11 protein-coding genes and 2 pseudogenes are annotated in these 18,507 nt (G+C 60.2%); 6 read left to right on the top strand and 7 right to left on the bottom strand.

The window, feature by feature from the left end; genetic code table 11:
- Window positions 1-107: 107 nt before the first annotated feature.
- The 3 genes from AB4O45_RS15565 to putP form a co-directional block, all read right to left on the bottom strand.
- Window positions 108-830, bottom strand: a complete 723-nt coding sequence (locus AB4O45_RS15565) for a DUF4123 domain-containing protein (RefSeq protein ID WP_460160271.1) — start codon at window positions 828-830, stop codon at window positions 108-110.
- Window positions 811-2,826, bottom strand: coding sequence for a type VI secretion system Vgr family protein (locus AB4O45_RS15560; protein WP_460160270.1), 2,016 nt, complete (start codon window positions 2,824-2,826; stop codon window positions 811-813). Before AB4O45_RS15560 ends, AB4O45_RS15565 begins: the two co-directional genes overlap by 20 nt.
- A gap of 347 nt (window positions 2,827-3,173) precedes the next feature.
- On the bottom strand, window positions 3,174-4,658 hold the full coding sequence (putP, locus tag AB4O45_RS15555) for a sodium/proline symporter PutP (protein ID WP_150638076.1): 1,485 nt from the start codon (window positions 4,656-4,658) through the stop codon (window positions 3,174-3,176).
- Between the two features lie 458 nt (window positions 4,659-5,116).
- Here putP and putA point away from each other — a divergent pair, with 458 nt between their 5' ends.
- Complete coding sequence (putA, locus tag AB4O45_RS15550; protein WP_460160269.1) at window positions 5,117-9,070, top strand: trifunctional transcriptional regulator/proline dehydrogenase/L-glutamate gamma-semialdehyde dehydrogenase; 3,954 nt, start codon at window positions 5,117-5,119, stop codon at window positions 9,068-9,070.
- Window positions 9,071-9,382: 312 nt separating this feature from the next.
- Window positions 9,383-11,185, top strand: coding sequence for an acyl-CoA dehydrogenase (locus AB4O45_RS15545; RefSeq protein WP_460160268.1), 1,803 nt, complete (start codon window positions 9,383-9,385; stop codon window positions 11,183-11,185).
- 201 nt (window positions 11,186-11,386) lie between these two features.
- On the opposite strand, the gene AB4O45_RS15540 is transcribed toward AB4O45_RS15545, so the two are convergent.
- Together AB4O45_RS15540 and AB4O45_RS15535 are read right to left on the bottom strand one after the other, a co-directional pair.
- Window positions 11,387-12,094, bottom strand: coding sequence for a methyl-accepting chemotaxis protein (locus AB4O45_RS15540; protein ID WP_374046345.1), 708 nt, complete (start codon window positions 12,092-12,094; stop codon window positions 11,387-11,389).
- A 207-nt stretch (window positions 12,095-12,301) separates the two neighbouring features.
- Window positions 12,302-13,279 (bottom strand): annotated as a pseudogene (locus AB4O45_RS15535) (cache domain-containing protein); the annotation flags it as partial.
- A gap of 297 nt (window positions 13,280-13,576) precedes the next feature.
- On the opposite strand from AB4O45_RS15535, the gene AB4O45_RS15530 reads away from it, so the two are divergent.
- Window positions 13,577-13,948, top strand: coding sequence for a hypothetical protein (locus AB4O45_RS15530; protein ID WP_056787429.1), 372 nt, complete (start codon window positions 13,577-13,579; stop codon window positions 13,946-13,948).
- A 57-nt stretch (window positions 13,949-14,005) separates the two neighbouring features.
- Here AB4O45_RS15530 and AB4O45_RS15525 read toward each other — a convergent pair whose 3' ends face one another.
- On the bottom strand, window positions 14,006-14,308 hold the full coding sequence (locus tag AB4O45_RS15525) for a cell division protein ZapA (protein WP_056787426.1): 303 nt from the start codon (window positions 14,306-14,308) through the stop codon (window positions 14,006-14,008).
- Window positions 14,305-14,535, bottom strand: coding sequence for a hypothetical protein (locus tag AB4O45_RS15520; RefSeq protein ID WP_122508526.1), 231 nt, complete (start codon window positions 14,533-14,535; stop codon window positions 14,305-14,307). Before AB4O45_RS15520 ends, AB4O45_RS15525 begins: the two co-directional genes overlap by 4 nt.
- Before the next feature lie 277 nt (window positions 14,536-14,812).
- Between AB4O45_RS15520 and AB4O45_RS15515 the strand changes: the two are divergent.
- The 3 genes and pseudogenes from AB4O45_RS15515 to AB4O45_RS15505 form a co-directional block, all read left to right on the top strand.
- A pseudogene (locus tag AB4O45_RS15515) lies at window positions 14,813-15,535 on the top strand (MCP four helix bundle domain-containing protein); the annotation flags it as partial.
- Window positions 15,536-15,565: 30 nt separating this feature from the next.
- Window positions 15,566-16,438, top strand: coding sequence for a methyl-accepting chemotaxis protein (locus tag AB4O45_RS15510; RefSeq protein ID WP_370695130.1), 873 nt, complete (start codon window positions 15,566-15,568; stop codon window positions 16,436-16,438).
- Window positions 16,439-16,753: 315 nt separating this feature from the next.
- A complete protein-coding gene (locus tag AB4O45_RS15505; protein WP_217851103.1) occupies window positions 16,754-18,496 on the top strand; it encodes a potassium/proton antiporter in 1,743 nt (580 codons plus the stop codon).
- Window positions 18,497-18,507 lie beyond the last annotated feature (11 nt).

The following is an 18,507-nucleotide window of genomic DNA, read 5'->3' as shown; positions in this document are numbered from 1 at the left end:
CACTCTCGCGGTGACAACGAAAAGACTATCCCTGCAACCCACCACGCACCAGTTCATGAAAACCGCCGCGATTCGAAGGAAACGTCCGAAGCGTTTGCCCCGAAACTTCACTCTGCCTCTGCCAGCAAAAACTCCAGAAGCGCCGATCGTGACGAATCTTCCGACATCGATAATTTGAAAAACTGCCCGACCTTGCAACGCAGGACCGTCTCGGGAAACGCCTCGAATATGGCCGGTTGCTCCTCGCTCAGCCATTGCAAAGCATTGGCGATGCGTACGCTTGCATCAGTCTGCGCTAACAACGACTGCGGCACGCTCCACCACGGAAAGACCCGCCCCGAAACCAGCGCACGGCCCCCGATTTCAATGGCTTGGCCATTGATCAAGGCTCGTGAAACGACTGGCAGCCATTGCGCGGGAATGACCTCGTCAGAGTGCAAAAGAGGCAGTAAAAAACGACCATCCCAAAAGCGGAAAAACACGGTTTTACCGTCCGGCATCAGCACCTGAGTGAGGCTGCGGAAATGTTCGACCAGCACGTCAAGATCCGCCGAAGACACCGCCAACCATCCCCAATCCCGGGATTCTGTTTCCGCCACCCAACGTAAAAACTCACTGTCTACAGCGACAATTCCCACGTAGGGCATCACCGCGTCCCACTCGGCATAAATGGTTTCGGCCCAGACCGGATTCGCCGTGCCCTGCCAGGCTTTGAAGGCATCGGCGTCGCTGGCGCGGCTGAAAATGGCGAACAGTTGTTCCGACGCATGCAGCGGCTGCCGCGCCAGCCATTGTTCGGGCGTCAATTCCTCACGCTGCACAAACACCATCCTTACAACGCTCACACTCCTCGCAGAATGGCGCATCACCTTTGAGACTCATGATCTGTGCGGCGGTGAGAATCGCCGCCGGCGCAGCGGCCAGTTTCTCCGGCAATCCCGGCACCACCGGCGCAGCGCTGGTCGCCGCCATCGGCGCGCCGCCCACGACGATCGGCACGCTGCTGAAAATTCCGCCGGGGCCGATGTTGATCCACTGCCCGCCGGCCTGAATCGTCGCGCTCGCGCCGCCGTCGATGACCACTTGCTGACCAGCACTGATATGGATCTGCGCCGAGGCGCTGGTGGCTTGATTGTTCACCCGGACCTGCTGGTCACCGAGCACGGACAAATGATCATCCTGCCTGACTTCGGTCTGGCGCTGGCCGTGAGTAATGCGTTGTTCGTCGGCCTTGAGTTCATGGCGGGCGATGCCGGTGACCACCACACTGCGCTGATTATCGACCTGCAGCTGCTGGTCGTTGAGCACATGCTGGGTCCAGTTGCGCTGGGCACGCAGGTAGATTTCCTCGGCGCCTTTTTTGTCTTCGATGCGCAGTTCGTTATAACCGCCACCGCCAGGGCTGCTCTGGCTGCGGAAGATACTGCGGGTCTTGTCTGCCGGCAGATCCAGCGGCACCGGGGTCGCCGCATTCGGCAGGCAACCCATGACCAGCGGCTTGTCGGCATCGCCATCAATGAAGCCGACCAAAACTTCCATGCCGACGCGCGGAATCAACACGCTGCCGTAGTGATCGTGAGCCCAACCGGTCGCAACGCGCAGCCAGCAACTGGAGTGCTCATTGAGTTCGCCATCGCGGTCCCAGGCCAGTTGCACTTTGACCCGGCCGTATTCATCGCAATGGATCTCAAGGTCTTTCGGGCCGGTGACCACGGCAGGTTGGTAGCCCGACATGCGCGGTTTTTCCGGGCACAGCGCCGGACGAAAGACCACGTCCCACGGCGTGGCGACGAAAGTATTGCGGTAGCCCTGGAAGGATTCGCCATCGCTGGTCACCGATTCCTCAAGCACCTGCGGCTGACGGCCGCGATGCTCGACACAGGTGAGCAACCACAGATCATTCCAGTCGCTGCGCGGATGCCCGGTGAGTTGCAGGAAATGGCCGCAGACCAGCGAGGATTCGTCGCTGGTGCCTTCGGCTTGACGGTAATCGGCGACATGACGTTCAAGCGCGCGGCGCGTCAGGCCTTTGCCGGTTTCGCGATCATTGAATTGACCGGGAAAGTGATAGTCCTCCAGCACTGGACGCTGCTCGCCGTCACTGCGACTTTCCAGCGACAGGCGTGGTTTTTCGAAGTTGTAGTCGCGCCGGGTGACGACGCTGGTGCGGGTTTCCACGCGCACATTGAAACGCTGAATCGCCGGCGCGCCCGCCGACATGCCGCTGCCCGGCAGATACAGCGTCGGCTCGGGCAGCTTGGGGAACACGGTCTGGTCGTCGCCGAATACCAGCAAATGGCCTTCGGGGCTGTGTTGAAAGTGGTAATGAATGCCGACTTCGGCACACAGACGCTGGATGAAGGCCAGATCGCTTTCGGCGTATTGCACGCAGTATTCGCGCTCCGGGTATTCGCTGCCCAGGCGAAATTCAAAGGCATCGCGCAGGATCGAATGGTCCTTGAGGATCTGCGTGACAATTTGCGGCACGTTCTGATGCTGAAAAATCCGCTGGTTGATGCGATGCCCCAGATACGTCAGACGCGGGACAAGGCTGAGGTGATAGCGTGTCAGACGTTTCCCGGAATCGCCCTGCCCGACCTGATAAATCTGACCATGAATACCGCAACCCTGAGCATCGAAACTCAGAAACGCCTGACCATGCAGCAGGCTTTCCAGATCCAGGTCCGGCCGCTCGCTGACCAGTTCCAGCTCGAAGCGAAAGGGTTGGCTGATGGCTTCCCTGCCCGTGAACTCAAGGACCTTGAGGTCGTGCCGGGCGCCTTCGAGGGTCAACGTGAAACGCGGTTGATTGGCAGGCGCGAACATCCGATGTCTCTCTGCAGTGTGAGGGCGGGCGATTCTGCATGAGGGGCAAGGGGTGATGAGCAGGTGACGGGAAATTCAGATTTGCCCTACGTGGTTTGCTGAAAGGACCTTTAGAAATTAGCACTTTGACTACAGACATTCCTTCAAGCCGGTCAGTGTCCCTGTGGGAGCTGGCTTGCCAGCGATGAGGTCGGCACATTCAACTTATCGCTGACTGACACACCGTCATCGCTGGCAAGCCAGCTCCCACAGGGTTCTCCAGTGTTGTTGAAGAATCACAGGCAACAAAAAACGGCCCGCCTCCGGTAGGAAACGAGCCGTTTTCATGTGAGCCGAAGCTCAGTCCATCACTTGTTCAAATGGAAATCTTTTTCCGCTGCCTCGAAGCGCTCAACCATGCCGCGAGTCGGTTCACCCGCCTTGCTGACAAAGTAGATGGCGAGGCTGGCAAAGATGAAGCCCGGAATGATTTCGTACAGACCCAGCAGTTCGAAATGTTTCCAGACCACCACGGTGATTGCCCCGACCAGAATGCCGGCCAGTGCGCCGTTGCGGGTCATGTCTTTCCAGACGACCGAGATCAGCACCACCGGACCGAACGCAGCACCGAAACCGGCCCAGGCGTAGGACACCAGACCCAGTACGCGGTTTTCCGGGTTGGCAGCCATCGCGATAGCAATCAAGGCTACCAGCAGCACCATGGCACGACCGACCCAGACCAGCTCAAGCTGGGAGGCCGACTTGCGCAGGAAGGTCTTGTAGAAGTCTTCGGTCAGGGCGCTCGAGCACACCAGCAACTGGCAGCTCAGGGTGCTCATTACCGCAGCCAGAATGGCCGACAGCAGCACACCGGCAACCCATGGGTTGAAGAGGATTTTCGCCAGTTCGATGAACACGCGCTCCGGGTTCTCGGTGACCGGACCGGCCACTTCCGGGTGCGCCGAGAAGTAAGCGATACCGAAGAAGCCCACCGCCACGGTGCCGCCCAGGCACAGGATCATCCAGGCCATGGAAATGCGACGCGCCTTGGCGATCGACTTCACCGAATCCGCCGCCATGAAACGCGCGAGGATGTGCGGCTGGCCGAAGTAGCCCAGACCCCAACCCATCAGCGAGATGATGCCGATGAAGGTGGTGCCTTTGAGCATGTCGAAGTTGCTCGGATCCTGCGCTTCGATGGCCAGGAACGTGGTATCGACGCCGCCGGTGGCCAGCAGGACGATGATCGGCGTAAGGATCAGCGCGAAGATCATCAGGGTCGCTTGTACGGTGTCGGTCCAGCTCACCGCGAGAAAACCGCCGACGAAGGTGTAAGCAATGGTCGCCGCAGCACCGGCCCACAGCGCCGTCTCGTAGGACATGCCAAAGGTGCTTTCGAACAGACGCGCACCGGCGACGATGCCGGAGGCGCAGTAGATGGTGAAGAACACCAGAATCACCACCGCCGAGATAATCCGCAGCAAGCCGCTTTTATCTTCGAAACGGCTGGAGAAGTAGTCCGGCAGAGTCAGTGCATCGCCGTTGTGCTCGGTCTGCACCCGCAGACGGCCGGCGACGAACAGCCAGTTCAGGTAGGCACCGACGATCAGGCCGATGGCGATCCAGCTTTCGGACAGACCGGACATGTAGATGGCGCCCGGCAGGCCCATCAGCAACCAGCCGCTCATGTCGGAGGCACCGGCAGACAGCGCGGTGACGACGCTGCCGAGGCTGCGACCGCCGAGAATATAGTCGGAAAGGTTATTGGTGGAGCGATAGGCCATGAAGCCGATCAGCACCATTGCTGCGATGTAGATCACGAACGTGATCAGGGTTGGATTGCTTACGCTCATTGAGTTACGCCCTGGCTTTGTTTTTATGTAGCGGCGGTAGTGAACCGCTCGCAAACGACGACGTTTGGCAGACGATCCGGGATCCCGCGCATTTAAGACTGATGTTTCCCCAGGAAAGCCATCAGCCGGTACACCGGGTTATTCCCGGTTGCACCTTGGCGGCGAATGCTATGCAACAAAGCAAATAAGGTGCAACCAGTTTCGCGAGAATTAGTTGCACCCAGGCGGATTAATCGACGATCACCCCGTTTTTGCTCCCTTTTGTGGCAGTCACGCCTCTTTGCTAGAAGTAAAAGCACCAAGCAGGAGCAGCACTTTCGTACCAGAAATTATTTCCTGACGAGCTGCGTATTATTCCGGCAAAAAAAGGGTTGCACCCGGTTGCACCTCATTCAGCGCACGGCTAATCTTGCGGCCAGCTGATGCCACGCAACTGTGGCAACCATGAGGATAAAAATATGGCTACCACCACCCTTGGGGTCAAACTCGATGACCCGACCCGCGAGCGCCTGAAGGCTGCCGCAACCTCGATTGATCGCACGCCGCACTGGCTGATCAAGCAGGCAATTTTCAATTACCTGGAAAAACTCGAGGGTGGTGCAACCCTGACCGAGTTGAACGGTTTGACCGCCAAAGACGCCGATGACGCAGGCGAAGTGCAGACCGATCACGCTCACCAATGCTTCCTCGAATTCGCTGAAAGCATCCTGCCGCAATCGGTGCTGCGTGCTTCGATCACCGCTGCTTACCGCCGCCCTGAGCCGGAAGTGGTGCCGATGCTGATCGAGCAGGCGCGCCTGCCGGCTCCGATGGCCGAAGCCACCAACAAGCTCGCGGCGACCATCGCCGAAAAACTGCGTAACCAGAAAAGTGCCGGCGGTCGTGCCGGTATTGTTCAGGGCCTGCTGCAGGAATTTTCCCTTTCGTCCCAGGAAGGCGTGGCGCTGATGTGCCTGGCCGAAGCGCTGCTGCGCATCCCGGACAAAGGCACCCGCGATGCGCTGATCCGCGACAAGATCAGCACCGGCAACTGGCATCCGCACCTGGGGAACAGCCCTTCGCTGTTCGTCAACGCCGCCACTTGGGGCCTGCTGCTGACTGGCAAACTGGTCTCCACCCATAACGAAGCCGGCCTGACCTCGTCGCTGAGCCGCATCATCGGCAAGAGCGGCGAGCCGATGATCCGCAAGGGCGTCGACATGGCCATGCGCCTGATGGGCGAGCAGTTCGTGACCGGCGAAACCATCGCCGAAGCGCTGGCCAATGCGAGCAAGTTCGAAGCCAAGGGCTTCCGTTATTCCTACGACATGCTCGGTGAAGCGGCACTCACCGAAGTCGACGCGCAAAAATACCTGGCGTCGTACGAACAAGCGATCCACTCGATCGGCAAAGCATCCCACGGCCGTGGGATTTATGAAGGCCCGGGCATTTCCATCAAGCTCTCGGCACTGCACCCGCGTTACAGCCGTGCGCAGTACGAGCGGGTGATGGACGAGCTGTACCCGCGCCTGCTGTCGCTGACCCTGCTGGCCAAGCAATACGACATCGGCCTGAACATCGACGCCGAAGAAGCCGACCGCCTCGAGCTGTCGCTGGATCTGCTCGAACGTCTGTGCTTCGAGCCGCAACTGACCGGCTGGAACGGCATCGGTTTCGTCATCCAGGCTTACCAGAAGCGTTGCCCGTACGTGATCGACTACGTGATCGATCTGGCCCGCCGCAGCCGTCATCGCCTGATGATCCGTCTGGTAAAAGGCGCGTACTGGGACAGCGAAATCAAGCGCGCCCAGGTCGAAGGTCTGGAAGGCTATCCGGTCTACACCCGCAAGGTTTACACCGACGTTTCCTACATTGCGTGCGCACGCAAACTGCTGTCGGTACCGGAAGTCATCTACCCGCAATTCGCTACGCACAACGCCCACACCCTGTCGGCGATCTACCACATCGCCGGTCAGAACTATTACCCGGGCCAGTACGAGTTCCAGTGCCTGCACGGCATGGGTGAACCGCTCTACGAACAAGTTGTAGGCAAGGTTGCCGAAGGCAAGCTGAACCGTCCGTGCCGTGTGTACGCACCGGTCGGCACCCACGAAACCCTGCTGGCGTACCTCGTGCGTCGTCTGCTGGAAAACGGCGCCAACACCTCGTTCGTCAACCGTATCGCCGACCAGTCGATTTCGATCCAGGAACTGGTGGCCGATCCGGTGGCACAGATCGAGCAGATGGCCACCGTCGAAGGCGGTTTCGGCCTGCCGCACCCGCGCATTCCGCTGCCGCGTGATCTGTACGGTGCCGAGCGCGCCAACTCGAGCGGCATCGACATGGCCAACGAACATCGTCTGGCCTCGCTGTCCTGCGCTTTGCTCGCCACTGCACACAACGACTGGAAAGCCGCGCCGATGCTCGGTTGCGCCTCCAGTAACGAAACGCCGGTCGCCGTGCTGAACCCGTCCGATCACCGCGATGTGGTCGGTCACGTTCAAGAAGCTACGGTCGAAGATGTCGACAACGCCATTCAATGCGCGCTGAACGCCGCGCCGATCTGGCAGGCCACCCCGCCGGCCGAACGTGCGGCGATTCTGGAACGTGCCGCTGACTTGATGGAAGGCGAGATCCAGCCGCTGATGGGCCTGTTGGCTCGCGAAGCCGGCAAGACTTTCGCCAACGCCATCGCCGAAGTCCGCGAAGCCGTCGACTTCCTGCGTTACTACGCAGTGCAGGCGCGCAACGATTTCAGCAATGACGCCCACCGCCCACTCGGCCCGGTGGTGTGCATCAGCCCGTGGAACTTCCCGCTGGCAATCTTCAGCGGCCAGGTCGCTGCGGCATTGGCCGCCGGTAACCCGGTACTGGCCAAACCGGCCGAGCAGACTCCGCTGGTAGCGGCTCAGGCTGTGCGCCTGATGCTCGAAGCCGGCATCCCGGAAGGCGTGCTGCAACTGCTGCCGGGTCGCGGTGAAACCGTCGGCGCTGGCCTGGTCGGTGACGAGCGCGTCAAAGGCGTGATGTTCACCGGTTCCACGGAAGTCGCGCGCTTGCTGCAACGCAACATCGCTGGCCGTCTCGACAGCCAGGGCCGTCCGATTCCGCTGATCGCCGAAACCGGTGGCCAGAACGCGATGATCGTCGATTCCTCGGCTTTGACTGAACAAGTCGTGATCGACGTAGTGTCGTCGGCCTTCGACAGCGCCGGTCAGCGCTGCTCGGCGTTGCGCGTGCTGTGCCTGCAGGAAGATTCCGCCGATCGCGTCATCGAAATGCTCAAAGGTGCCATGGCCGAAAGCCGTCTCGGCAACCCCGAGCGTCTGTCCGTGGACATCGGTCCGGTGATCGACGCCGAAGCCAAGGCCGGCATCGACAAGCACATCCAGGGCATGCGCGACAAAGGTCGCAATGTTTACCAGGTGGCGATTGCCGACAGCGAAGAGGTCAAGCGCGGCACCTTCGTCATGCCGACCCTGATCGAGCTGGAAAGCTTCGACGAACTGCAACGCGAAATCTTCGGCCCGGTACTGCACGTGGTGCGCTACAAGCGCAAAGAGCTGGATCAACTGATCGGCCAGATCAACGCCTCCGGTTACGGCCTGACGCTGGGCGTGCACACGCGCATCGACGAGACCATCGCCAAGGTGATCGACAACGTCAACGCCGGTAACGTCTACGTCAACCGCAACATCGTCGGTGCCGTGGTCGGCGTGCAGCCATTCGGCGGCGAAGGCCTGTCGGGTACTGGCCCGAAAGCCGGCGGCCCGCTGTATCTGTACCGTTTGCTGTCGACGCGTCCTAGCGACGCCATCGAGCAATCCTTCGCTCGCGGTGACGCCATCGTCGCCCCGGACGTGCGCTTGCGCGATGCCATGAGCCAATCGTTGAACGCTCTGAAAGCCTGGGCCGACAACAACAAGTTCGCCGATCTGAGCACCCTGTGCGTGCAATACGCAGCACAATCGCAGAGCGGCATCACCCGCGTGCTGGCTGGCCCGACCGGCGAGAAAAACAGCTACGCCATTCTGCCGCGCGAACACGTGCTGTGCCTGGCGGAAGTTGAAGGTGATCTGCTGACGCAACTGGCGGCGGTGCTGGCGGTTGGCGGTTCGGCGGTGTGGCCGGAAACCGAGCTGACCAAGGCGTTGTTCGCCCGTCTGCCGAAGGAAGTCCAGGCGCGGATCAAACGTGTTGCCGACTGGAACAAGGACGAAGTGGTGTTCGATGCCGTGCTGCATCACGGCCACTCCGACCAGTTGCGCGGCGTCTGCCAGCAGATCGCCCAGCGTGGCGGCGCGATCGTTGGCGTTCAGGGACTGTCCCAAGGCGAGACCAACATTGCCCTGGAGCGCCTGGTGATCGAGCGTGCATTGAGCGTGAACACCGCTGCGGCGGGGGGTAACGCCAGCTTGATGACGATCGGTTAAACCGCTGTAAATCCAGGCGACCGCAATGGTCGCCTGGTACGCAATACTCTGTGGGAGCGAGCCTGCTCGCGAAGACGGCGTTTCAGTCGACATCAATGTTGCCTGACCCACCGCTTTCGCGAGCAGGCTCGCTTCCACAGAAGATCAAAAGATCGCAGCCTTCGGCAGCTCCTACAGGGAAACGCATTCCAAATGTAGGAGCTGCCGAAGGCTGCGATCTTTTGCTTCTGCATCACTCTCATCAATCATCCTATCCAGCCTCTATTCCACCGACTTAGACTCGGCCCAACCCCAATTTCCAGGTAGGCCGCCATGTCCGAGACGCTGCTCAGTTCCCGCAATCTGGCTTTCGAGCTGTACGAAGTCCTCGATGCCGAGGGCCTGACCCGGCGCGAGCGCTTTGCCGAGCACAATCGCGAGACCTTCGACGCCGCCATCGGCACCGCGCGCAATATCGCCGAGAAGTATTTCGCCCCGCACAACCGCAAGGGCGACGAGAACGAGCCGCGCTACGAGGATGGTAAGGCGATCCTGATTCCTGAAGTGAAACCGGCGGTGGATGCCTTCCTTGAGGCCGGATTCCTTAACGCAGCGCGCAGTTTCGACGCCGGCGGAATGCAATTGCCGACCCTGCTGTCGCAAGCCTGCTTCGCGCACTTTCAGTCCGCCAACGCAGCGTCGACGTCGTACCCGTTCCTGACCATGGGCGCGGCCAATCTCATCGAGAGCTTTGGCAGCGAAGAGCAGAAACAGCGCTTCCTGCAACCGATGATCGACGGACGCTTCTTCGGCACCATGGCCCTGACCGAGCCCCATGCCGGTTCATCGCTGTCGGACATTCGTACCCGCGCCGAGCCTGCGTCCGACGGCACCTATCGCCTGAAGGGCAACAAGATCTTCATTTCCGGCGGCGATCATCCGCTGTCGGAAAACATCGTGCACATGGTCCTGGCCAAGCTGCCGGACGCCCCGCCGGGGGTGAAAGGTATTTCGCTGTTTATCGTGCCGAAGTTTCTGGTCAACGACGACGGCAGCCTCGGCCAGCGCAACGACGTGCTGCTCGCCGGTTTGTTCCACAAGATGGGCTGGCGCGGCACCACATCGACGGCGCTGAACTTCGGCGATAACGGTGAGTGCGTCGGCTATCTGGTAGGCAAGCCACACCATGGCTTGAGCTACATGTTCCAGATGATGAACGAAGCGCGGATCGGCGTCGGCATGGGCGCGGTCATGCTCGGTTATGCCGGTTACCTGTATTCACTGGAATATGCGCGTGAGCGGCCGCAGGGCCGGGTGCCGGACAGCAAGGATCCGACCACTGCGCCGGTGGCGATCATTCAGCACGCGGACGTCAGACGCATGCTGCTGACGCAGAAATCCTACGTCGAAGGTGCGTTTGACCTCGGCCTGTATGCCGCGCGGTTGTTCGATGACACCACCACGCTGGAAACCGAAGCCGAACGCAAACAGGCTCATGAGCTGCTGGACTTGCTGACACCGATCGTCAAATCCTGGCCTTCGGAGTTTTGCCTCAAAGCCAACGAACTGGCGATCCAGATTCTTGGCGGCCACGGCTACACCCGTGAGTACCCGGTGGAGCAGTACTACCGCGACAACCGCTTGAATCCGATCCACGAAGGCACCCACGGCATCCAGTCTCTGGATTTGCTCGGGCGCAAACTGGCGCAGAACGGTGGCGCCGGTCTCAAGCAGCTGATTCGATTGATCGCCAACACGGCCGAACGTTCCACTGCATACGACTCGCTGGATGCAGTGCGCGAACCGCTGGAAAAACTCGTTGCCCGCTTGCAAACCGTGACCATCGGCCTGCTCACCGATCTGGCCCAAGGCAAGGTCAACAGCAGCCTGGCGAACTCAGCGCTGTACCTGAAAGTGTTCGGCCACGCAGTGATTGGCTGGCGCTGGCTGGAGCAGGCGATCCGCGCCGAGGAAGGCCTGGCCAAAGGGAATGCGGCGGATGTCGACTTCTATAAGGGCAAGTTGCAGGCGGCGCGGTATTTCCTGACATGGGAAGTGCCGGGTTGCCAGCATGAGCTGGACTTGCTGGAGGCGCGGGATGATACGTGTCTGGGGATGCGGGATGCGTGGTTCTGAAACGCTACCCTCACCCCAGCCCTCTCCCGGAGGGAGAGGGGGCCGAATGGGGGATATTCAAGAAGTACGCCGACCTGAAAGGGCCTTGCCGGATCCATAATCGACTGGTGTTTTCAGGTCGACGTATAGCGATAGACGCCTCGGTCAGTCCCCTCTCCCTCCGGGAGAGGGCTAGGGTGAGGGGCTTTTCAGGTCTGATACTCAACTCAGTTTGAACCCACCCATCTGCCGCGCCAGATCATCCGCCAGCCGCTGCAACATCTGACAATCCTCACGACACGCACGAACCTCCCCCGCCGTCGCCCGTGCCAGATCGGAAATCCCCTGCACGTTGCGGTTGATCTCTTCAGTCACCGCGGACTGCTCTTCGGTTGCCGTCGCTACCTGATGGTTCATATCGCTGATGCGCTCGACCTGACCGGTGATCGCCGTCAGTGACGCGCCGGTACGCTGGCTCGATTCAACCCCGGTCCCGGTTGCAGCCTGACCGGTGCGCATCGACGACACGGCGTTTTCCGCGCCTTGCTTGAGGCTGCCGATCATCAGTTGAATTTCGTCGGTCGAGGCCTGGGTTCGGCGCGCGAGGGTGCGCACTTCATCGGCGACCACCGCGAAGCCACGGCCCATATCGCCGGCGCGGGCAGCTTCGATGGCGGCGTTGAGTGCGAGCAGATTGGTCTGTTCGGAAACGCCACGAATCACCGCCAGCACCGAATCGATCGACGCCACTTGCTGCGCCAGCTCACCCACTGCGCCCGCCGCTAAGCCGATCTCATCGGACATGCTTTCGATATGACGGATCGAGCCACCGACCACTTCCCGTGCCTGTAACGCCTCATCGCGCGCGGTTTGCGAGGCAAGCGCGGCGTTGCCAGCGTTCTGCGCGATTTCCTGCACGGTCAGGCCCATTTCGTGGACGGCGGTGGCTACCATGTCGGTCATTTCCTGCTGCCGGCCCGAACGCTCGGCGGTGTTGTCCACCACCTTCGCCACTTGCCCGACGGCTGTGCGCAGGCGCTCGCTGGTGGTCAGCACTTCACCGATCATCGCGCGCTGGCTGTCGAGGAAACGATTGAAGCCGCGCGCCAGGTCACCCAGCTCATCGGCACGGCTGGAATCTAACCGATGGGTCAAATCTCCACCACCGCTACCGATGGCCACCAGCGCCCGTGTTACTTGTCGAATCGGTCGCACCAGCCCCTGCGCCAGCCACACCACCAACGCCAGGCAGACCAGCGCCACCACCAGACCGATGCCGCCGCTCATCCACATCGCTTTCCGTGCTTCGGCGTAGATCTGCGACTGCGGCACTTCGGCCACCAGGGTCCAGCCGAGATCGCGCAGCGGCAGGCTGAAGGCGAGGAAGTCTTCACCGTCGCGCTGGAAGCTGCTGTTCACTGCGGATTTGTGCCCCATCAGCGCTTGCGCCGCGTTGGCGCCGATCTGCTCGGTCAAGGTGCGTTTGCCGCTGAACTGCGCTTCAGGATGGACCTGAATCAAACCATCGGAACGCACGAGATAGACCTTGCCGCGCTCGCCGAAACTGAAGTTGTGGATCAGCTCAGACAGCTCTTTCATGCTCAGCCCCAACCCGGCGACACCGACGACTTTGCCGGCCTGCTCGACCTTCAGATCGATGAACAGGGCCAGCTCGCCAGTGGCGCCGTCGTTGTCGATATTGAGGGTGCGCGGCTGATTGCTGTCGAGAAAGGAATAGAACCAGGCGTCGGCCGGTTTCGCGCGACTGAGGGTGCGATCGAGGCCTTTTTCGGTGATGTAATGATTGGATTCGGTGCCGATGATCAACGCGGTAAAGGCTTTGTGTTCAGCGCGGATGCCTTCCAGATATTGCGCGAAAAGCGCGGTTTTGCGGCTGTCTTCGCCGGATGCCAGCCAGTCACGCACCATGGTGTTGCTGGCGATGTCCTTGGCGGCGGTGAGTGGCTGGACGAGGATGCGTTCGATATCGTTGCGCGTCGCTTCAATGCTCGACGGCAGCGCCTGTTCGACCAGATAGCTCTGGGCGAGGCGGTTGACCACCAGGGTATAAATGCCAACCACAATCACGATGCTGATCAGCAGGGCCGCGCCCATGCCGAGAATCAACTGCCACTGAATACTGCGTCGCCACCACTGCATGGAGCACCCCCGAAGAATAAGAGCCTGAACCACTGCAACAGCCGTGCCGATTGTATACAAAGAGCATCAGAATAAAACACAACCTTCGGTACAGCCGTATCCTTACTAGCAAGAAGCTGGCCATTATATCGAGGGATTCACTGTCAAGTCTGACAGGTTACAACTTGCATCGGGTGGCTTAGATTCGCGGTTTCACGTCTGTGACAAGCATCCGCGTCGCAGATCCAAGCCGTCCATCGCAGGAGAAAGAACATGACTGACACCGGTCCACGAGAGAATTTTGTTCAGGCAATGGCTGACAACGATACGTTTGTTAAATCGGCGCTCATTGGCGACTTTGTCGGGAGCTCGACTTCTCAATCGATGATTATTCGCAGGCACTTCACCGAGGTCATGGTTTTCCCGGTAATCCATTACAAAATTACGATCACCACCCTCGCAGGCACGACGTACAGCACAGTTCAGCCAATTCCGTCGGCAGAATATATCTACCTGCTTTCCAAGGGTGATGAAGTGACGATCGAAAATACTACCTATAGAGTTTCCCACTCAGAGTTCATCAAGCAATCCGATGGAGAATGGACAACAAAAGTCTACTGGCAGCCAATACTCCAAGCCTCATAGCAACAAGACCTCAGCATGTTCAGCGCCTCAATGTACCGAGGCGCTGCGAAAAGCGAGTCAACCCTGACTGATCGTCTTGGCAATGGTGTCGACCGTGGCGCTGACTTGCTCTTGATAACGGTCGAGTTCTTCCTGGTGCTGTTTCTTCATTTCGATCTGCTGCGAGCACAGATTCATCGCCGCCAGCACCAGCAAACGGTCACCGATCAGCGTCGGGTATTTGCGCTTGGTGTCTTCCAGCGCGGCCTTGAGCATCATCGCCGCGTCCAACAGGGTCTGTTCTTCCCCGGCCGGTGCCTTGATCGAATAGTCCTCGCCAAGAATGGAGATGACTTTTACCCCTGCTGTGCCGTGGTTCATGCGCTGACAGGACCGGCATTGACGCGATCAACCAGCGCCTGGATGCGCGCGGCGGTGGCGCCGTGTTTTTCTTCCTGCTCCATCAGGTTCAGTTGCAGGCTTTCGTTTTCATCCTTGGCCTGGGCCAGTTCCGTGGACAGGGTCTGGTTGGTCTGCAGCAAGGTCTGGTTCTGTTGCACCAGGTCGCTGACGAGCTGTTCCAATTGGCTGAGGGATGCTTCCAACATTTTGATCTTCCAAGCGTTTTTCAAAGGGCGCGTACGATAAAGAAAAGTCACCACGGATGCCAGGGTTAACCTGGCGCAAGGCCTTGATTTTCCTGGGTGGCGAAGCTTCTCGCGAGTTTAAAAGACTGTGATTGGTCGATCTGGTTCCTGCACTTCGTCGCTCAAGCCTGTCTGCGACAAATACGCACACCACCTCAAGACTTTAGTCGTATGACCGATAAGTCACCCATACAGCAGTCTCAGCCCGCATGGATGCGGCCCTTTTCGGTATCCGCCCATGTCCCTTCGCAATATGAACATCGCCCCACGGGCGTTCACCGGCTTCGCCCTGATCGGCGGCCTGATGTTGATTCTCGGCGTGTTTGCGCTGAACCAGATGAGCAAGATCCGCGCGGCCGGCGAAGACATCGCCACCGCCAGCGTGCCGTCGATCAAGGCTCTGGACGAATTCACCCAACTGACCCTGCGCCTGCGCGTGCTCTCCTATCGTTTGCTGATCAACCGCGAACCCGACGTGCAGCAGAAAACCATCGAACTGTTCGACCTGCGCAATCGCCAGATCGCCGATGCGCAACGCGCATACGAGCCACTGATCGAAGGCCCGCAGGAACGTGCGGCGTACGATCAGTACGTGCAATTGCTGGCGCAGTACCGTCAGCTCGAAGAGCGCATGAAAACCCTGTCGCGCAACAATCAGATCGACGAGTTGCGGCAGATGCTCAACAGCGATTTGCTGAGCAATTCGGAAGCGGTGAATACCGCGCTGGCGCGCTTGCTGGAGATCAACACCCAGCAGATCGCCGAGACTGATCAGGGCGCGAAGGATCAGTATTCGATGTCGTTCAATCTGGTGGTGACCTTGCTGGTGATCGCCAGCGGCCTGACCCTGCTGTTCGCCTGGTTGCTGACCGTGAGCATTACCAAGCCGATTTCCAAGGCACTGGAGGCGGCGGAAACCATCGCCGAAGGCAACCTGACCCAGCCGATCCATGTCGATGGCGAAGATGAAGCCGGGCGCTTGCTGGCGGCGATGGCGAAGATGCAATCGAAGCTGCGCGATACCCTGCAGCGCATCTCCGGTTCGGCCACACAGCTTGCGTCTGCCGCAGAAGAGCTGAACAGCGTCACCGATGAAAGTGCTCGCGGCCTGACCCAGCAGAACAACGAAATCGAGCAGGCGGCCACTGCCGTGAACGAGATGACCAGCGCCGTCGAAGAAGTCGCGCGCAACGCAGTCAGCACTTCGGAAGCCTCGAAAAACGCCACCACTTCGGCGGGCGACGGTCGTGATCTGGTGCAGGAAACCGTCAGCGCCATCGAACGCATGAGCGCCGATGTGCAGAGCACCGCTTCGCTGATCGGCGACCTGGCCAATGAATCCCGCGACATCGGCAAGGTGCTCGACGTGATCCGTGGCCTCGCCGACCAGACCAACCTGCTGGCATTGAACGCAGCGATCGAAGCGGCCCGTGCCGGTGAGGCCGGTCGTGGTTTCGCCGTGGTGGCGGACGAAGTGCGCGCACTGGCCCATCGCACCCAGCAGTCGACCAGCGAAATCGAGCGGATGATCGGCAGCATCCAGAGCGGCACCGAACACGCCGTGGATTCGATGCGCAACAGCACCGAGCGCGCCGAATCGACCTTGAATATTGCCCGTGGCGCCGGGATGTCGCTGGACACGATCAACAGCGCCATCGTCGAAATCAACGAGCGCAATCTGGTCATCGCCAGCGCTGCCGAAGAGCAGGCGCAGGTAGCGCGGGAAGTCGATCGCAATCTGGTCAACATCCGCGATCTGTCGGTGCAATCGGCGACCGGCGCCAATCAGACCAGCGCGGCGAGCAATGAGCTGTCGCGCCTGGCGCTGGATCTGAACAACATGGTTGGGCGGTTCAGCCTCTAAGATCAAAGGCTACCCCCTCACCCCAGCCCTCTCCCCAAAGGGGGCGAGGGGGAAAGGGAGCAGATTGAGGGCCTTTCAGATTTTGAGTTCGGCTCGATATTGCAAGTCGGTGTAACCTGCACAAACACCTCGGTCAGTCCCCTCTCCCCTCCGGGAGAGGGCTAGGGTGAGGGCCGCAATCCTCCGCCTGCCGCAAAACCTGATGCACCCTGAAAACCTTTTTGACAGCATCACATTTCAACAGGTTAGAATCGCTGGCACGCAGACTGCATGGTCAGTTTGTGCCCCCGTCTTTACGCTTCTGGAGTACTGCCTTTGAATGCGACGACCATCAACAGCCTGTTCTTGATCGGCGCGTTGCTGGTAGGCGCAAGCATTCTTGTCAGTTCTCTTTCTTCACGTCTCGGCATTCCGATTCTGGTCATCATCCTCGCGGTCGGCATGGCTGCCGGGGTCGATGGTGGCGGGATCATTTTCGATAACTACCCGACGGCCTATCTGGTCGGCAACCTCGCCCTTGCAGTGATCCTGCTCGACGGCGGCTTGCGTACACGGGTATCGAGTTTCCGCGTGGCGTTATGGCCGGCGCTGTCGCTGGCCACGGTCGGGGTGTTGATCACCACCGGGCTGACCGGCATGGCCGCTGCGTGGCTGTTCGACCTCAATCTGATTCAGGGCCTGCTGATCGGCGCCATCGTCGGTTCGACCGACGCCGCTGCGGTGTTCTCGCTGCTCGGCGGTAAAGGCCTCAACGAACGGGTCAGCGCCAGTCTGGAAATCGAATCCGGCAGCAATGACCCGATGGCGGTGTTTCTCACTGTGACCCTGATCGACATGCTCGCCAGCGGCGAAACCGGCTTGCACTGGAGTCTGCTGACCCACCTGATCCGCGAGTTCGGCATCGGTGGTGTGATCGGTCTGGGCGGCGGCTGGGTGATGCTGCAACTGGTCAATCGCATCAATCTCGCCGCCGGGCTCTATCCGATCCTCATCATTGCTGGCGGTCTGGTGGTGTTCGCGCTGACCAACGCCTTGCATGGCAGCGGCTTCCTCGCTGTCTATCTGTGCGGTCTGGTGATCGGCAACCGCCCGGTGCGCAGCCGCCACGGCATTCTGCATATGCTCGACGGCATGGCCTGGCTGGCGCAGATCGGCATGTTCCTCGTGCTGGGCCTGCTGGTCACGCCCCACGATCTGCTGCCGATCGCCCTGCCCGCCCTCGGTCTGGCGCTCTGGATGATCCTGTTCGCGCGGCCGCTGTCGGTGATGGTCGGCCTGCTGCCGTTCAAGGCTTTCCATGGTCGTGAAAAAGCCTTTATTTCCTGGGTCGGCCTGCGCGGCGCGGTGCCGATCATTCTCGCGGTGTTCCCGCTGATGGCCGGGCTGCCGCAAGCGCAGCTGTATTTCAACCTGGCCTTCTTCATCGTACTGGTGTCGCTGCTAGTGCAAGGCACGAGCCTGCCGTGGGTGGCCAAATTGCTCAAGGTGACCGTTCCGCCAGAACCCGCGCCGATATCCCGGGCGGCACTGGAAGTGCACGTCACCAGCGAGTGGGAACTGTTCGTTTACAAGCTCGGCGCGGAGAAATGGTGCATCGGTTCGCCCCTGCGTGAGCTGAAAATGCCCGAGGGCACACGCATCGCGGCGCTGTTTCGTGGTCAGCAACTGCTCCATCCGTCGGGTAGTACGGTGCTGGAAGTCGATGATTTGCTGTGTGTTATTGGCCATGAACACAACTTGTCGGCCCTCGGCAAACTGTTCAGCCAGGCGCCGCAACGTGGCCTCGATCTGCGCTTCTTCGGCGACTTCGTACTCGAAGGAGATGCCCAGCTTAAAGCGGTTGCAGCGCTGTATGGCTTGCCGGCCGAAGGCATCGATCCGGACATGACCCTGGGCGCGTTCATCGCCCAGAAAGTCGGTGGTGCACCCGTCGTCGGTGACCAGGTGGAGTGGAACAACACCCACTGGACGGTTGCGGTCATGGACGGGAACAAGATCGGCAAAGTGGGCGTCAGATTCCCCGAAGGAAGTCGCCCGGGCCCCGGACTCTTCCTCTAAACTGCTTCCAC

The sequence above is a fragment of the Pseudomonas sp. S2_B10 genome (genome assembly GCF_054668425.1).
Note: the sequence above shows the minus strand (reverse complement) of the source record. Positions and strands in the feature narration are given on the sequence as shown.